Annotated in this window: 9 protein-coding genes; 1 reads left to right on the top strand and 8 read right to left on the bottom strand. The window is 44.4% G+C overall.

The window, feature by feature from the left end; translation table 11 throughout:
- Positions 1 to 3: 3 nt before the first annotated feature.
- From glgC to malQ, 5 genes are all read right to left on the bottom strand, one after another.
- A complete protein-coding gene (gene glgC / locus L2730_RS07345) occupies positions 4 to 1269 on the bottom strand; it encodes a glucose-1-phosphate adenylyltransferase (RefSeq protein ID WP_248974004.1) in 1266 nt (421 codons plus the stop codon).
- A 55-nt stretch (positions 1270 to 1324) separates the two neighbouring features.
- Positions 1325 to 3787: a glycogen/starch/alpha-glucan phosphorylase gene (locus tag L2730_RS07340; protein ID WP_248974202.1), complete on the bottom strand. Its 2463-nt coding sequence runs from the start codon at positions 3785 to 3787 to the stop codon at positions 1325 to 1327.
- A gap of 62 nt (positions 3788 to 3849) precedes the next feature.
- Entirely contained in the window at positions 3850 to 6045 is a 2196-nt protein-coding gene (gene glgX / locus L2730_RS07335; protein WP_248974003.1) for a glycogen debranching protein GlgX, read from the bottom strand.
- A 3-nt stretch (positions 6046 to 6048) separates the two neighbouring features.
- Entirely contained in the window at positions 6049 to 8301 is a 2253-nt protein-coding gene (gene glgB / locus L2730_RS07330) for a 1,4-alpha-glucan branching protein GlgB (RefSeq protein WP_248974002.1), read from the bottom strand.
- On the bottom strand, positions 8294 to 10672 hold the full coding sequence (gene malQ / locus L2730_RS07325; RefSeq protein WP_248974001.1) for a 4-alpha-glucanotransferase: 2379 nt from the start codon (positions 10670 to 10672) through the stop codon (positions 8294 to 8296). Before malQ ends, glgB begins: the two co-directional genes overlap by 8 nt.
- Before the next feature lie 447 nt (positions 10673 to 11119).
- Between malQ and yiaY the strand changes: the two genes are divergently transcribed.
- Positions 11120 to 12268, top strand: coding sequence for an L-threonine dehydrogenase (gene yiaY, locus L2730_RS07320; RefSeq protein WP_220735875.1), 1149 nt, complete (start codon positions 11120 to 11122; stop codon positions 12266 to 12268).
- Positions 12269 to 13428: 1160 nt separating this feature from the next.
- Here yiaY and L2730_RS07315 read toward each other — a convergent pair.
- The 3 genes from L2730_RS07315 to L2730_RS07305 form a co-directional block, all read right to left on the bottom strand.
- Complete coding sequence (locus L2730_RS07315) at positions 13429 to 14085, bottom strand: hypothetical protein (RefSeq protein WP_248974000.1); 657 nt, start codon at positions 14083 to 14085, stop codon at positions 13429 to 13431.
- 480 nt (positions 14086 to 14565) lie between these two features.
- The gene (locus tag L2730_RS07310) at positions 14566 to 15186 is read right to left on the bottom strand and encodes a DUF6988 family protein (protein WP_248973999.1); all 621 of its coding nucleotides are present in this window, start codon (positions 15184 to 15186) and stop codon (positions 14566 to 14568) included.
- 888 nt (positions 15187 to 16074) lie between these two features.
- A complete protein-coding gene (locus L2730_RS07305; protein ID WP_248973998.1) occupies positions 16075 to 17445 on the bottom strand; it encodes an endonuclease/exonuclease/phosphatase family protein in 1371 nt (456 codons plus the stop codon).
- Positions 17446 to 18210: the final 765 nt, after the last annotated feature.

Below are 18210 nucleotides of genomic sequence, written 5' to 3'. Positions count from 1 at the left end.
GGTCTATTCATACCCCACAGGCAATCCCAACATGTCACGAGTCACCAGCACCACTCCTTTCTCTGACACTCGAAACCCTTTAGCGCGGTCGTGATCATGGTTATAGCCAATCACGCTTCCTTCGGGAATGATGCAGCCACGGTCAATTATGGCATTTTTGATCTTACAATTTCGTAGCACGACCACATCGGGCAAAATCACCGAATCTTCAACCGATGAGTAGGAGCAAACTCTCACCTCGTTAAATAGCACGCTACGGCGCACTGTTGCGCCAGAGATAATGCAGCCACCAGAGATAATAGAATCGAGAGCCATACCGCGCCTATCGTCATCATCGAACACGAATTTTGCTGGCGGAAGTTGCTCTTGGTAAGTCCATATGGGCCATTTGGCATCATAGAGATTGAGTGCTGGTGTTGGCGACAACAACTCCATATTGGATTGCCAAAAAGAGTCTAAAGTCCCCACATCACGCCAGTAAGCTTCTTCGTTAGGGAAGACACTTCTAAAGCGGTGTGCGTAGACTTGATGATCTTCAATTATCGACGGAATGATATCTTTACCAAAATCTCTGTCTGAGTCTTCATTTTGCGCATCACGCTTCAGTTGTTCAAACAAAAACTCGGTGTTAAACACATAGTTTCCCATCGAGGCGAGACATTTCTCAGGGTCTTCTGGCAGATGTTTAGGTAATTCTGGTTTCTCTTCAAAGCCTAAAATCTTGCCAGTATCATCGACCTCAACCACCCCAAATGCTCCCGCAGCTTCAGGTGTTGGCACCTCTAAGCAGGAGACTGTCATATCAGCGCCAGATTCAGCATGGGTTGCCAGTAGGCCCGCATAATCCATACGGTAAACATGGTCACCCGATAAGATCATCACGTACTTAGGCAGTTCATGGCGAATGATATCAATATTTTGAAACACTGCATCAGCGGTGCCTTGATACCAATTTTCAGAATAACGCTGAGAGGCTGGTAAAATCTCAACCGATTCACCCAGTTCTTTTTTAAAATGCCCCCAGCCGCGCATCACGTGGCGTATAAGCGAGTGTGATTTATATTGAGTGACCACACCAATACGACGGATCCCCGAATTAATACAGTTCGACAATGGGAAGTCTATAATCCTAAATTTGCCACCAAAATAGAGTGAAGGCTTAGCACGCCAGTCCGTGAGTTCATGTAACCTAGAACCGCGTCCGCCGGCCAAAATAATCGCATAGGTATCGCGGGTTAAATTACTAATGTAACGAGGATTATTACTCATATAAGTTCTCTCCTTGAACGTGCGTTAACAACATGCTTTTTCAACTGAATGCGCATCATGCTCTCCAAATTTCGTCACGGTAACCGGCAATCGTCATATCACTAGAAAAACGCCCACTCGCGGCGGTGTTTCTAATACTCATTTGTGTCCAACTCATTTGATCTTTATAAGCGTTTGCAGCATCAACTTGAGCTTGGCGATAGGATTCAAAATCGGCGGCTGTCATCCAAGGGTCATTAGGGCTTTTAATGCTGGCGATAATTGAATCGAAAATACCAGGTTCTTGCAGATTGAAATGACCGCTCTCTATTAGCTCCATCACCTCTGACAGTGCGCTCAACGGCGGCATAAATGAGTCCGGTTGATAGTTCAACCTAAGCGCTGCCACCTCATTGGCATTAAGGCCAAACAGGAAAAAGTTTTCTTGGCCGACCTCTTCTAACATCTCAACGTTAGCACCATCTAAGGTGCCAATCGTTAACGCGCCATTCATCATGAACTTCATGTTGCCTGTGCCAGATGCTTCTTTGCCTGCAGTTGAGATCTGCTCAGACAAGTCCGTTGCAGGGCAGATTTTTTCCATCGCGCTGACGTTATAATTAGGCAGAAAAGCAAACCGGAGGTATTGACTCACCACCGCATCAGAGTTGACCATGTGAGCAACATTATTCGCCAGCTTTATTAGTAACTTTGCCATGGCATAACCGGGGGCTGCTTTGCCGCCAATTAACACACAACGAGGCACTAAATCATCGGTATTACCTAGGCGGATCTGCTGGTATAAATGGATAACATGTAAAATATTCAGCAGTTGACGCTTATACTCATGAATGCGCTTAACCTGTACATCGAACATCATTTCAGCATCGAACTCGACGCCGCACTCGCGACTTATCAGCTGTTGTAACTCTGCTTTGTTAGCCTGCTTGACTGCGGCCCATTCTTTGATGAATCCGACATCATCAGTAAAGGCATTTAGCGCATTTAGGCGGCTAAGATCCGTTATCCACTCATCACCTAAGCGCTTACTCAGCAATGCACTTAACTTAGGGTTACACTGAGCAAGCCAACGCCTAGGTGTCACACCATTGGTGCGGTTATTGAACTTATGTGGCCACAGTTGATAAAAATGACGAAACAGTCCTGAAGTCAAAAGTTGGGTATGTAACCCTGCGACACCGTTAATTGAGAAACTGGCAACAATGGCCAGATATGCCATTCGAACATGAGGCTCACAGCCCTCTTCAATAATCGACATATCGGCAAGTTTGCTGGCATCTCCCGGCCACTGATGGGCAACATGTTCAAGGTAACGGGCATTGATCTCAAAGATTATCTCCATGATGCGCGGCAGCATATGTTGCATCATTCTTACAGGCCAGCGCTCTAATGCTTCAGGCAGCAAGGTATGGTTGGTGTAAGCCATGGTTTGATTCACCACCTGCCACGCCTGATCCCACTCAAGGAAATACTCATCCACCAGCAAACGCATCAACTCTGGGATAGCGATAGCTGGGTGGGTATCATTTAGCTGCATCACATTAAACTTGGCAAAGTCACTAAAGTCGTTGCCATGCTGATTAACCCAAGTATTGAGCAGATCTTGTAAGCTGGCAGATGATAAGAAGTACTGCTGCCGCAATCGTAGCTCCTTGCCATTCTCGCTAGCATCGTTGGGGTAGAGCACCATGGTGATTTGCTCTGCCATATTTTTACGTGCAACTGCTTCGCTGTAATCCCCCTGATTAAACTCAGTCAGATCAAAGTCATCAGTTGCCTCTGCTTTCCACAACCTCAACGTATTGATGCGACCATTTTTATAGCCGGGAACTGGCATGTCGTAAGCCACGGCCAGTACATCTTGGGTATCAGTCCATGTGACATTATTGCGGCCCTCACGGTCGATATAGCTGCTAGTACGGCCAAAGAATGGCACTTTAACGTTGTGGTTGGCGGCCCTCACTTCCCATGGATTACCCTCTCTGAGCCAACGGTCAGGGCGCTCTACTTGAAAACCATCCACCAGCTTTTGAGCAAACATGCCGTACTCATAGCGAATACCGTAACCTGTCACCGCCAGATCCATAGTGGCGCAACTATCTAAGAAACAAGCGGCTAGACGCCCCAACCCACCATTACCCAGCCCAGCATCATGCTCTTGCTGTTCAATATCCTCTATATTGACCGCGTATTCTTGCAATGCATCACGAGTGGTTTGCTCAATATCAAGATTGAGTAGCGCATTGCCGAGCGAGCGCCCCATTAAGAACTCAAGTGATAAGTAAGCAACCTGCTTTCGCCCTTGCAAAATATCTTCAACACGTGTTTGACGCCAATCTACGAGCATCTGCTGCTTGACTGTAGTGGCCAAGGCTTGAAACAGATCTTGTTTATCTCGTTCATCGCAAGTCAGGCCATTGCTAACATGCCGCGCCATCACCAGATGGAACGCGTCACAAGGCTCACACAGTTGCTTAGGTGCAGACTGGCTATTGGGCACAGCATCCTTCTTCGGCATTTGTTTGCTCGGTGTCGCTTGCTTAGATTTCGCTTTAGGCTGAGTCGGCTTTACCGGTGTCATCATGGGGTTGATCCTTTTAGCTGGGCGGAAAACAACATTAAACTGCGATCTTTTAGCGGGTAACTTGGGCAGGAGTTATTAGCAGCAGATGAAACTGCGATAGGCAGTGGCAACTCACTTTGTACTGTAGGCTCAACTTGCCAGCCTTCGGCGTCCATTGACTGGGTATGCAGCAGGCATTGCCAAGACTCAAAACCTTCGATATCAGGTGCGGTAAAAACAAGCGCTTGTTCATCCGCATTAAGCATCAACAGCAACGCTTGTTGCTGAGTAGGGTCTGATCGATTGCCGCCAGTAAGTACCAAACTTAAGCTACGGGTATGAGCGTCACTCCAAAGCACTTTACTCATGGGCTCGCCATTTCGGCAAAACCAACTGAGACCAGCGCCATGACTTGACGCTTGTTGATGAATAAATTGTCGAGTGTACAACGTGGAGAATCGTTTACGGATGGCAATAAGCCGCTGTACAAAGCCAAGCAAGCTTTGCTGCTCTGCGGTATCGCTCCAGTCACGCCAGTTGATTGAATTATCTTGGCAATAGGCGTTGTTATTTCCCTTTAGACTGTGCCCGTTTTCATCACCAGCGAGTAACATAGGAACGCCTTGTGACAGCAGTAAAGTGGTGAGCATGTTACGCACTTGGCGTTGACGCAATACGTTCAGCGCGGCATTGTCACTTTCGCCCTCCTCGCCATAATTGTGACTGTAGTTCTCTTGATGGCCATCGCGGCTTTGCTCGCCATTTAGATCATTATGCCTTTGGCTATACCTAACGATGTCATGCAAGCTAAACCCATCATGGCTAGTGATAAAGTTAATTGTAGAGTCAGCATCTCGGTCTGCATGTTCAAACAAATCACTGGAACCATGAAGCCTGCGGGCAAGCTCAGGGAGCATGCCAAAGTCACCGCGCCAAAAACGCCGCACAGTATCCCGAAAACGATCGTTCCACTCGCTCCAACCTTGGGGGTAACCTCCAAGTTGATAACCTCCAGGACCGATATCCCAAGGCTCTGCAATCAACTTGACTCGACTAAGCACAGGATCTTGCAACATCGCATCAAAGAAGCCTGCCCCCTTATCAAAGCCGCTCGCTTCACGCCCTAAGCAGCTGGCCAGATCGAACCTAAAGCCATCCACCCCCATCACTTCCACCCAGTAGCGCAATGAATCCATTACCAGCTGCAAGACTCTAGGGTGATTGATATTAAGGGTATTACCACAGCCAGTATCATTGATATAAAAACGTTTATCGCTTGGATGTAAACGGTAATAACTGAGGTTGTCGATGCCCTTAAAGCAAAGCGTTGGTCCGAGGCGATTCCCCTCTGCCGTATGGTTGTAGACCACATCTAACAGCACTTCGATGCCAGCTTGGTGCAAGGAGTTCACCATGGTTCTGAACTGACTAATCTCATCAGGCGCAGACAAGGCATGACAGGTATATTGCCTGTGAGGCACAAAAAAACTCAGGCTGTTATAGCCCCAATAATTACTCAGCGCTTTATCTTGTAAAAATGCTTCACTGATAAAACCATGAACCGGCAAGAGTTCGACGCAAGTCACTCCGAGTGCGACTAAATAATCCAATACCTTTGGCTCTGCCAAGCCCAGATATGTCCCGCGCTTGGCGCTATCAATATCAGCGCATTGCTGAGTAAATCCCTTTACATGCATCTCATAGATGATATGACCATTAAGATCGTTCGCAGCCATGCTTGGCGAGTCTGCCATTTTAACAACTGGTGCTATAGGCGCTAAAACAGAGGTATCAACCACCTGACATTTAGGCATATAGTCTGCATTGTCAGTGTCATCAAAGGAGAGATCTTCTAGGGCATGATCGACGCAGTAACCGTAATGACTTTGATGCTCAATAAACTGACCAACCCAGCGTTTAGCATAGGGATCGAGTAGCAGCTTATTAGCATTAAAGCGATGGCCGGAATGAGGCGCATATGGACCATCAACTCGATAACCATAAACCAGTGCTTTGTCCGATGTCGCCAAATGCAGATGCCAAATCTGCTGACTCTTTTGCAGCATCGGATAGCGAGCAACTTCATGTTCGCCACTTGCATCAAAGATACACAAGGTGACTGAAGTAGCATGAGCAGAGAACAGCGCAAAGTTAACGCCAACTTCATCGACACTTGCCCCAAGTGGATAAGGTTTGCCTGCGGTAATAAGCATCAATTAGCCCTTTCCAATAACTAAGCAGGCTAGCGGCGGCACCGTAATCAACGCGCTATAGGGCAAGCCTTGATATGCATAGCTCTCAGCATTGATAACCCCTTGATTACCCACATCGCTACCGCCATAAAATGCGCTATCGCTGTTAAGCTGCTCACTATATTCACCATCTTGAGGCAAGCCAACTCTAAAGCCGTGATGCACCTCAGGAGTCATGTTGACGATGAAAATCAAGTCGTCACGACTTCTCGCCAATGAATCACTACCATGGCGGATAAAACTGAAAATACTCGAGTCGGCATTGTCACAATCTAACCAGCTAAAGCCGCTCGGTTCATTGTCCTTTAACCACAGTGCTGAAGATGCTTTATATAGCTTATTTAAATCTTTTACCCACGCTTGCATGCCTAAATGCGGCGGGTATTGCAGTAGATGCCAGTCTAAGCTTGCATCGTGATCCCATTCGTCACGCTGAGCAAATTCGCCGCCCATAAATAGCAATTTTTTTCCCGGATGCCCCCACATAAAACCGTAATACGCCCGTAAAGTCGCAAACTTCTGCCAGTCGTCACCAGGTATTTTATGCAGCAAAGAACCTTTTCCATGCACCACTTCGTCATGACTTAATGCCAAGATAAACTGCTCGGTGTATTGATAAACAAGGCTAAAGCTAAATTCATGGTGATGATGGCGACGATGAATCGGGTCGCGGCTTAAATAGCCTAAACTGTCATTCATCCAGCCCATGTTCCATTTAAAGCCAAACCCAAGGTTTTGCTGTGTTTGCCCGCCCTCTTGTGCCTGCAAAGGCTTATCAATAATATGAGTCACCCCCGGCCAAGCCGTTGACTCCTCGGCAATCATGCAGATCCCCGGAAAACTTTGATACAAGCGTTGATTAAGGTTTTGTAAAAAGCGAATCGCGGCTAAGTTCTCGCGCCCACCGTACGCATTGGGTAACCACTGCCCCGCTTCACGGCTGTAATCTAAGTAAAGCATCGACGACACCGCATCCAGCCTTAAGCCATCGAAATGGAACTCCTTTAACCAGTAACACGCGTTACTCAACAGGTAACTTTGCACCTCACCGCGCTCATAGTTATAAATAAGAGTGTCCCAATCAGGGTGTTCGCCTTGGCGAGGATCATCATGCTCATAAAGACGCGTACCGTCGAACTGCTTTAAACCATGTGGATCTTTAGGAAAGTGAGCCGGAACCCAATCAAGTAATACCGCAATTCCAGCTTGATGGCAGGCATCAATAAAGGCTTTTAATCCGTTAGCATCACCAAAACGGTAGGTAGGAGCATAAAGCCCTACTGGCTGATACCCCCAGGAACCATCAAATGGATATTCGCTTAACGGCATAAGCTGTATATGGGTAAAGCCCATTTCTAACACATAGGGAATAAGCTGCTTGATGAGCTCGGAATAATCTAAGTAATCAGCGCCACTTTCACCTTGTCGACGCCAAGAACCTAGGTGCACTTCGTAGGTCGACATCGCCGCCTGATGCCAAACTTTGTCACATCGCTGTTTGAGCCATTGCTTATCTTGCCAATCATATGGGGCTTGCTCTGGCACTATAGAGGCATTTCCAGGAGCACTCTGCATCGCTTTGGCGTAAGGGTCTGCTCGCTCGATGCATTGACCATTAACATCGATTATCTCGAACTTGTATTGATCACCCGCACTCACCTCTGGAATAAAAATCTCCCAAAGTCCATTGGCAAGATGTTGCCGCATCACATTTACAGCGCCGTCCCAGTGGTTAAAGTCTCCAATGAGCGATACTCTCTGAGCATTCGGTGCCCAGACGCAAAACAGCACTCCAGTAACCCCTTGATTGACCCTCCAGTTAGCCCCTAAAAATTGATAACTCTGCTGTTGTTGACCTTCAGCAAAAAGATAAAGGTCATCGGCATCAAGAAGGCTCGGAAATTGATACGGATCGATGATTTCTTGTATATCTAACGGATACCTAACTCGCAATTTGTAGAGAAATGGTTTTACCCTGCGGCCCATTTTTCCACTAAAAAGCCCTTGGTCATTACACTTGTCTAAACTGGCAACTTTGCGCGATGTTTTCATACAGATAACATCAACGCCCAAGGCTCCACGCAAAAAGCAGCGCACCAGCAGCGACTTTCCGTCATCACTGCCATGCATGCCTAAAAGCGCAAACACATCGACATATTCACCGTTAAGCAGGGCGACATCGATACCATGTTGAAACTCGGGAGCGTTGTTAGTCATAGCGGTTTAATCCATTTGGTTGTAGTGACGAAGTTGCGTGAGACGGTGTTGAATTCGTGCGATTGGGATGAGCATTGGTACTAATATTGTTTTTTGTGCAGGCTTGTGTTCTTGCATGAGTGTCAATTTCCCGATCACTCTCCGCACCTTGCTGACGAGAGCTTTGTAACTGCAATAGCAATCCATGCACTTGTTTATCTGCTGCTAACTCGGTTAAAGATAGTGCTAATCTGCGCTGCCAATTAGGATACTGCAGCCAGGTACCAGGGATATTTATAGGTTGGTTATCACAGACCAAATCGCAAAGTTGCACGCTGAAAAGGTGTGCGTTACCCGCTGCAGTGACCGCCAACCATGACTTAAGTAGTTCAGGGTAATGAATGCTGTTTACATCGCGGCCGTCAAACTGACCTTGCGATTGCAGTAATTTCAACAGCTGCTGTTTATCGAACTCTCGCTGTGAGATCAGCGATTGCAGCAACTCATCATTATCGATAAGGCCGATACTACGTCTGAGTTGCAGATCATCTGCTTGCCACCAAGCTAATAACGGTGGAACATCGTGATTAGCTAACATCATTAAACTGTCTGCAGGATAGTTTGCAGGTAAAGCAAAACCATCACCGTCTCTGCTAAAGTAGAACAGATCGTTAGATAACACGCCCGCAGCCGAGAGTTTGCTAACAATTTCAGGAGGGATTAGGCCTAAGTCTTCACCGATAATTAGACATTGAGCGCGCTGACTTTCAATACACACAATAGCCAATAACGTATCAAGCGGATAATAAACATAGGCGCCGTTACCTAAATCTTCCGACCTTGGCCACCACCACAAACGCAGTAGCGACATAACATGGTCGATTCTCAGGGCACCGCATGATTGCATATTACTGCGCAATAATTGGATAAAATGCTGATAGCCTTCGTGTTTTAGCGCAATAGGGTCAAAAGGTGTTAAGCCCCAGTTTTGCCCTTGGGGAGCAAAAGGGTCCGGCGGCGCACCAATACAGGCATGTTGGCAAAAAGGGCTGTTATCTGCTCGAACCTCAACACTATTGGAAGCCACCCCAACCGCCATGTCGCGAACCAGTCCAATCGCCATCCCCAACCGCTTTGCTTGGGCTTGGCATTGGCTCAATTGTTGTTCTGCCACAAACTGCAGGTAAGCAAAAAAGCGACTATCCAACCCAGAAAATTCACTCATAGCCGCGGTATCACTAAGCTGCTGCTCACAAAACTGCCGCAGACTATCGCCGTTATCAGCAATGAACTGGCTAAATCGCTGGCCTCTTACACTATTGGTTTCAACATGAGCCACTATAAACTGCCGATAAAGCAATTTAAAAATTCGGTATTTATGCAGGCTTACCAGCTGGTAATCAAGCCAGTCGGCACGATTAACCTGCTGCTTTATTGCTTTAAATTCAATGGTTAGCTCAGATGCTGTTCCAACTGCAGCGTTAGGCTCCACATCGCAAAATAACTGTGGAAACTCTGGCACCATTTCAAGGTTAATATAAAGCGGGTTAAGCCTGCGCCTATCAGATGGACTATAGGGGCTACACGCTTGAGGGTTGGCAATATCCAGAGCATGTAACGGATTGAGTTGAATAAAGCTGCCACCCTCGTTAGCCACCAGCTCAATAAGCACAGCTAGATCGGCAAAATCACCAATGCCCCATTGCGTCTCACTGCGAAGGCTAAATAGTTGAATACTAAGCCCCCATAATCGATTATTGCTAAGTGAGCGAGTATTACCGCTTTGGTAACTCATCACGGGAGCAACTAACCACTGACCTTCAACAAAATGGGTGCAGGCTGAAGCAAACTCAGCTTCATCACTGATCCGCACCCGATGATAGCCAAGGCCTATATAAGGCAAAACAGACATTTGTAATGAACCGCAGCAGATATCAGACTCAAGCAATGCTTGAGTGATCAACAGTCGATAGTGCAAATAATCGCAATCATCGACATGGTAATGGCCTGTAATTTTGGCGATACGAGGATTCGCTGCAAACTTGGCAGTATCTATACATAATTGAAACTGTTCACCGCCCTCTAACTGCAACTCAATCGTCAACCGAGAATCACTGTCGCTAGCGATGAACACACTCAACTCGGGATTATCTAGCGTTGTATGTTGAAATAAAGGCAACCGTTGAGTCCACGGCATCGCATCAAGTTGGTAAATTTTTTCGTCTACCTGCTCCGCTGATATCACAGGTTCGCATCTCTCTTGTCCACCGCTAGTTAGCATACAATGTAAAATGCCAATACGATCTTGCTCTGGGGTAACGATGTTTTCGCCACTACAACTGACAAACTCAGCGCCAACGCCTTGCAAATACAGTAACTTTTGTAACCCCATGCTTCTCATCCTTGGACTTGGCAATGCACTCTCTAGATGGAGCAGTAACCATGCCAATAACAAGTAACAGCTTGAAGACAGTTTTATTTCATTGGGGTGACAATTCGCATTCGATGAAAATCAGCAGCTTAAATAAAAATATAGCTTTCCTCCTTATCAGTAAAAAACTAACAAGTAGCGTTAAGCTGCTTTGTGATTGCACGATAAACGCGCAGGAATTGCATCAATAAAGCACATTCTCTTAGCCTAAGTAGCGCTTGTATCAGCAAACCACGCTTGCTGATGTCGTAAAATTACAGAATTAGCTACCTGGATCTAGTTTTGAAGTCATTTACACTAGATTTAAGGCTAATTTAGAGCCAGATCACACCTTTACCCCACAAGTGTTGGTACTTTAATTACCAGAAAAGATAACAAACTTTAACATTAAGCTTATAGGTGGATTTTATGGCTGCTAAATTTTTCATCCCTTCTGTCAATGTCTTAGGTAAAGATGCGGTTACTGAAGCGATTGGTGATATCAAAACTCTGGGCTTTAAAAATGCCTTAATTGTTACAGACAAGCCGTTAGTTGAAATTGGGTTAGTAGCTCAAGTGACTGACAAGCTTGCAAGCAATGATATTGCTTCAGTTGTGTTCGACGGTGTTCAACCAAACCCAACCACTGGTAACGTTGTTGCAGGTCTTGAATTGCTTAAAGCAAATAACTGTGACTTTGTTATCTCTCTTGGCGGTGGCTCTCCTCATGACTGTGCTAAAGGTATTGCATTAGTTGCAACCAACGGCGGCAGCATTAAAGATTACGAAGGGCTAGATGTGTCTACTAAGCCACAACTACCACTTGTTGCTATCAACACCACAGCGGGTACCGCGAGTGAAATGACTCGTTTCTGTATTATCACCGATGAAGCACGCCACATAAAAATGGCCATCGTTGACAAAAACACCACACCGCTGCTCTCTGTTAATGACCCAGAGCTCATGCTTCTAAAGCCTGCAGGCCTAACAGCTGCAACGGGTATGGATGCACTGACTCACGCAATTGAAGCTTATGTTTCAATCGCTGCAAACCCAATTACAGATGCCTGTGCAATCAAAGCGATTGAGCTCATCAAGGGTAACCTAGTTGAAGCTGTAGAAAACGGTCAGAGCATCGAAGCACGTGACCAAATGGCTTATGCACAGTTCCTAGCAGGTATGGCATTTAACAATGCTAGCTTAGGATATGTACACGCGATGGCGCATCAGTTAGGTGGATTCTACGACCTACCACACGGTGTATGTAATGCATTGCTACTACCACATGTACAAGCTTACAACGCACAAGTGGTGCCAGAGCGCTTAAAAGATGTTGCTAAGGCAATGGGTGTTGAAGTGAGCGCCATGAGCGACGCCGAAGGCGCAAGCGCAGCACTAGAAGCAATTAAAGCACTTTCAGTTGCAGTGAAGATCCCAGAGAACCTCACTAAACTAGGTGTTAAAGCTGAAGATATCCCAACACTTGCAGATAATGCACTGAAAGATGCTTGTGGATTTACTAACCCTAAACAAGCGACTCATGAAGAGATCTGTCAGATCTTTACTAACGCTTTGTAATCAGACGCAGATAAAGCCTGTTTAGTAAAAGGTGAATGGATAGCAAGCGTATCATCGCTCCCTTGATGTTGCTTGCTATCTTTCATTGCTAAAGACTACTTTATGCAATTAGAAGACAAGAATAGCGTCAGTTTTACCGAGGTATATGATCCGAAGCGTTTTAGAGCTTGAACAAATTGATACATTTGTGTGACAAACATTCAAATATATCAGTCAAAAGCCCATAAACAGGCAGTTTCTGGTAGTAATACTGGATACAAATTACTGCAATTGCGATATAATTAAAGTGTTCGCTTTTTCCCTGCAAAAGTTAAAGCAAGCTTTAAAGCCCACTCTTCGGAGTGGGTTTTTCCTTTCTACAAGCAAAACCACGCTCAGCTTCTGCGCATTTATCATTCCAAGTATGTTGTCGCTCAGCGATAGCAATAAACCGTTTGTCTATTAGTCAACCAATAACGATATAATCGCTTGCTGTTAGCTTGATTTTGGAAAAGAATGAGTTATGTTGAGAGTCTAAAGATCAGTACCGAGATTAAGGGTATATCATTGTTATCAAGAGCAATTCAACTGCATTTAGCTTTTGCAAAAAAGCCGTATATATATCCCTATAGGCTCTGCTAAATCATCCATAATTAGCAGCTTGCACAGCCTAACTCAGATGAATAGCTAGCATGTCCATGGTAATCGTTAACTCGTTTTTGGACAAAAGTTTGTTGGTGCTTAAAGCACTTCTCCATCTAAAAGCCAAACCAATCAAACTTCGTTTGATATAAGATCGTGGCGCTTCGCCCACACCCGAGCCAAGGGGCAAAGCGCTTGCGCCCCTTAACAATCCCTCAGCGCCCCAAACGAAGTTGTCTTCCTCATACTTATTCGAAATAGCCTAGCGCTTCCGATGGGACATCCTGTCCCGCGAAAGCTATGCCCACGTCCGTGTGGGCATTACGACTATTTCTTCAACGTACTTCGGCAACTTCGATGGGGAGTGTGTGTATTAGGTGAGTCTGTAATGGCTGTTAGTCACTAGGTATCTGCCCAACGGGGAAGCTAATTATTGGACAAAAATGAGCTAGAGTTTTTTATCTAACGTGGAAGCTTGGTATTAGAAAAACTATGGCTAAATCATGTTCTTTAAAAGGAATGCCTTACCGAATGTTTTGTTATACCTGTTGATACGGTATGTGAGTAAAGCGTTTAAAATTTAACAGGTGTGAGTTCTTGCTTTGCAAATGCTTAACTACACTAAACCATTCCAAGTTCAGCGAGAACAATCGATTCCCCTTCTCGGTAGCGGTATCAACAACATCGATGTCATCCAGTAAACAGTCATACTCTAGCTCAACTTGACGTCTCTTTGCATTAATGACTTCTATGCTTTCATCCATCTGATTTTTTACTAAGCTTCTGCTTTTCAGATGCATTTCTGAAATTGCATAGATGTAGCCATCCATAATTTCGTGCAGGTCAATTTTATCACCATAGTTTGATAACTTATTTTTTTTAACACCACCATCTATTAGCGCTTGCTTATCAAGTGGTACGTGAAACACTGCAAAATTTTGATTGTCTTCAGGTCGAGTGCGGAAGCCTGAAGTGAAAGTTCTTACAGGAAGCGAAGCATGTTGAACATAATTGCGCAGCTGACATCCTACTACGTATTCAGGGTTTTCATTGAATATCTCTTCTCGATGCGTTTTTATTTTCTCGATATCATTATCTGAATCAGTAATTTTATTGACGAAACAAGTGGTTTTTACAATATCGCCATCTTTATTTTTATGCTCGCGATAGTGGTCGTCAAGGTATAGCTTACTCAAATTTAGACTGTTGAAAAAAAGTCGATTTAGTTTACTTCGACAATCATGATTCTTAACGTAATCGCACGTAACGCTGTTAGAAATTGCTCTGACACTCATCTCATACATTACAGATTTAGCATCAACGTAGGATTCTATTACCTGATCATATAATTCTTCATGATTGAGTACCCTTGATAGAACCTTCCTAGCATTGCTCAGTTCGAGGTACTCATTAGAACTCAGCTTGATTCTGTGAGTTACAAGTACATGACCATTCATGATATAAAAATGTAGTTCTTTCAAATTATTAGCCTTGATGATGATTGCAATTTTTCATTTTCTACACATTACATAGATAAGTAAAGCTAGGTCAAATAACAATTAATTGAATTGCGAGGAATGAAATTACTGAGAAGAAAAGGGGCATAAACAATTTGGAACTTAGGGGTTTAGATTAGCCCTCCTACCCATGCGCTGTAGTTGTATGGGCGGGAGCTGTTACTTGTTACATGCCCAGGATTGCACAAACGTCATAAGTTTTTCAGACTCGAGCCCTGCATTAGAACTTGTAGCCAAATCACATAGTCCAGCGTAAGCCATACAAGAGATCATTGCTGAAAACTCTAAAGCCTCATTAATGTGTTCATCGTCATAGCAACTCTGTATGGTTCTACCATTGAAATTATTGTGGAGCTGTATGCTGCCAGAGTGAGTGATGCTATTCAGGCCATCCCACGTATATTTTGCAATTTCAGAAAAATATGCAGGGAACTCATGGAGTGACTCTACCTCTAGAATCATGTCCTTGAAATATAGGTTTTTGTTCTTCTTTGATACAACTTCATCCTCATTGATGAATTTGTCCAACTGTTTTTCATCTGCACACTTCTCCAACCACATTGCGCGAATATATGTTTCGAACAATACCCTTAACAAGGCAAAAGCTGGCGGATATGCTTCTCCAATAAGGCAATTTTTTATTCCTTGTGCGTGATCCAGCGTTACAGCGAATAAAGTTGCAGCTGCCTTAACAGAAACCTTTGAAGTCTCAATTTTAATCCCAACAATATCTCTTTCAATGATATTAAGAGTCTCGATATATTTAGGTAGATTATTCATATTTACATTTAAGGTCTTAGTATTTATGTGTTGAGCGTTTATTTTTCAAAACGAGCATACACATCTAACAAATGTGGCTATTATTCAAGCCTTGATTAAGCAAAGCTATTGATTAATCAGCACTCTATCAGAATAGTGTTAAAGAACGAATACACCTAATCGAAAAGTGCTTATTAATATCGATGACGTGTTAAAAAATAGAATTAAGCACCATTTATGGATTAATAAAACTAGGTCAATTAGGAGGCTGAACATTTGTGTAGCCTGTCAGCCCCAACTCATAAAGGGGCATTTCCTAGTTAGAAACCAAACTCTACAACCTAATGATTACTCCAATTATCAAGTGTAGATACGGCTGAAGCCTTCGAAAACAGGGATGTTTTCGTTGAGCCTACACGGACGTACTTGCGGCGAGCTTCAGCAGTATCTGCACATACCCCGCCGGAGGCGATTGATAGCTATGAAGCTAAAACATAGAACAGACTTCCCCGTAGCTACTGCTTAAAGAAAAATGTAATTACCCTTCATTCGAAGGCTAACCAACTTTGGGGCAAAAGTTAGTTTCAAAAACTTACAGAAAACACAACTCCCCATCGGAGTTGCCGAGATACGATGGAGATACCTTCGCAGGGGCACTGTGGGATTGACTCTTATTAAATCAAGTGCGAGGCGCCACGACTTTAATCAGATGCAGTCAGATGCATTAGAGTGCTTGCCTGTTGCAGGCGATTAGATACACCTTTATTCAAAGATAACCACGTTTTTAGGCAAAATGAACCAACACTCTAGCGCGGGATAAAGAAGTCTCCTCCTTTAACCACAAAAAAGCCCCGAATAATCGAGGCTTTTATCAGTTTAACTAGGACTAAATCTAGAACTTAGTTCAGATTAAAACTTAGCTTTAATCCAAACCATACGATGGTCTGAAGATACGTCTTTACCTGTACCATATTTACCAATGCGAGCATCGTTAAATAGCATACGACCTTCTTGGTAACTGGCTTGCCAGTATACACCTGAGTCGACAATATTTAGTGAAGCTGATGGAATAGCGTGGTCAGCATTAATTCCGCCATAAGAGTTATGGAATTCAGCGGTAATACGATTCGGATACGGATGCTCAGAACTTCGGTCAGCAGCATATTCTGCAGCGCCGAAACTTGTTGGGTACAAATCGCCATTAGTCACATTTTGGTTTACGACAGGATCAGCATGTAGTGCCGCCATAACTTCAGTAAAACCATCACCCGCACCAACTGCTGCATCTAGGTTCTGGTCACCAACAATAACAAAATGAGCACCTTCTTTTAGGGCGCCAGTGTTACCAGCATCATCATAAAAGTCTTGTGAGTTTGTGACATAGTTATGCCAAAACTCAACTTCTGCAGCATTTTGAAGCTTGTTCTTACCGGTATCAAACACTGGAGGTGTTGGGTGAGACATTAGAATGTGGATAGTCTCAGTGCCATCTTTAGTCGGAACTAAAATCGGTGCGTCGACGTGGTTTTTAGATGACAAAGTCATTTGTTGCCACTCTTCGTCGGTATACCAATTTTCGCCATCGAGTAATGGGTTTTCAGCACCGTCTAGATCTTTCCATTTGAAGTCTTGGAAAGTACGAGTATTTTTAGCATCAATTTCGTATTTAGACATTAACGCAAAAGCGTACTGTCCGTGATACTTACCAAAACCCCAAGTATCGCCTGCGTACTCGTTAGTACCCACATCTTCAGCCGTCGCGATGTAGCCATCGTTATTTAAGTCGAATCCGCTTAGCAGACCAGTGTTAGTGCCATAGCTTTCGGCGAATGGGTATTCAATAGGCTCTAGATCAGCTTCACCACCTGCTCCCTCAATACTTTGGGCGACGGATAGGTAGTTTGCTTGGAAGCCTTCTAGTGCAGATAAGTCTTCACCTGTGCCATCATTGTTATATTCACCCATCATTAGCACATCTGGGCGAGTCTTTTGAATGATCGCAGCTACGTTACGAATTTGGATAACTTTCTCTGCAGCTGTTTTATCAGCTGGATCCATCGCATCACGATCTGCAAGGTAAGCATCTACCAGCGTCTTTTGCTCTGCGGAGGTAATAGCCATCTCTGCAACTAAGTCAGCAAAAGTCGCACGATCAAAAGAAAGGTTATAAGCAGCAATTTTAACTTCAGTATGATCAACATACTTGACGTCGTCATCATTACAGCCTGTTAGCAGTGCAACACCAACAGCTAAGGCTGCGGCAGTTTTTAGTATTTTCATGTTTTGACCCATCAATTGTAATTATAATAACGAGCTCATTTAGTTGAGCTTCGGTGTTATTCTATACAGCAGTAGATTGCATGAAAATGTATCTAGGTTAAGGTTACGTTCAAGTGTTGTATTAACCATCACAAGTTAAACGGTGTTTAACGGCCTGTTTCGCAAATGCTGCCAACGTGTATATTTAAGGGTTGTTGTTACTTATTTGATTAGCGCTAGCTTAAGTTGTTTTGCAGTTGAATAGGACTTGATCGTGTTATGAGTTATTTGAGAATTAGGTGACGTCTTTATACCAACTCGATTAATGAGTTGCTCATTCTGCGGGAGTTAAAATCACTTTAGACAAGTCAGTGGCTTATAGCCAATCGTTATTCTCGGCTCTGGCATCCTGCTCCGCTGTCGATAATTGCTCCAGCATTATTCTACCTTCGACTATCCTTGGTCTCGCACCTCCTAAATCTGACTGCCAAGGAGGGCCGGAATGCCTTATTTTGTATGGAACAAAATAGACCATTTAGTGGTATATCGAATACCACATGCGCTGTATTAAGTGATTTGCCCCATGCCTTAAATATCAGCCGCACGTTGTGAGCGTCTCAGGACTTTCACGGCAACGTTGCATTGTCTCAAAAGGGAATAACCATTTCTTCCACAATGCGCCTTGAATTGTAAGCCCTGAGAAAGCTCTGAACAGAGTATATCTTTAATGGAATTGGTATTACTTAAAAAGCCGGCATAAAAAGGCCCGCTCAATGCAGGCCTTAA

It is taken from the genome of Shewanella kaireitica (assembly GCF_023284045.1).
Lineage (GTDB): Bacteria > Pseudomonadota > Gammaproteobacteria > Enterobacterales > Shewanellaceae > Shewanella > Shewanella kaireitica.
This window is presented reverse-complemented; position numbering and strand designations above follow the sequence as displayed.

Bases quoted from the DNA above. Each gene is read 5' to 3' on its own strand.
- malQ (WP_248974001.1), bottom strand. From the start codon at position 10,672: ATGGGGTTACAAAAGTTACTGTATTTGCAAGGCGTTGGCGCTGAGTTT.
- L2730_RS07340 (WP_248974202.1), bottom strand. From the start codon at position 3,787: ATGCCGAAGAAGGATGCTGTGCCCAATAGCCAGTCTGCACCTAAGCAA.
- glgX (WP_248974003.1), bottom strand. From the start codon at position 6,045: ATGCTTATTACCGCAGGCAAACCTTATCCACTTGGGGCAAGTGTCGAT.
- L2730_RS07305 (WP_248973998.1), bottom strand. From the start codon at position 17,445: ATGAAAATACTAAAAACTGCCGCAGCCTTAGCTGTTGGTGTTGCACTG.
- L2730_RS07310 (WP_248973999.1), bottom strand. From the start codon at position 15,186: ATGAATAATCTACCTAAATATATCGAGACTCTTAATATCATTGAAAGA.
- yiaY (WP_220735875.1), top strand. From the start codon at position 11,120: ATGGCTGCTAAATTTTTCATCCCTTCTGTCAATGTCTTAGGTAAAGAT.
- glgC (WP_248974004.1), bottom strand. From the start codon at position 1,269: ATGAGTAATAATCCTCGTTACATTAGTAATTTAACCCGCGATACCTAT.
- glgB (WP_248974002.1), bottom strand. From the start codon at position 8,301: ATGACTAACAACGCTCCCGAGTTTCAACATGGTATCGATGTCGCCCTG.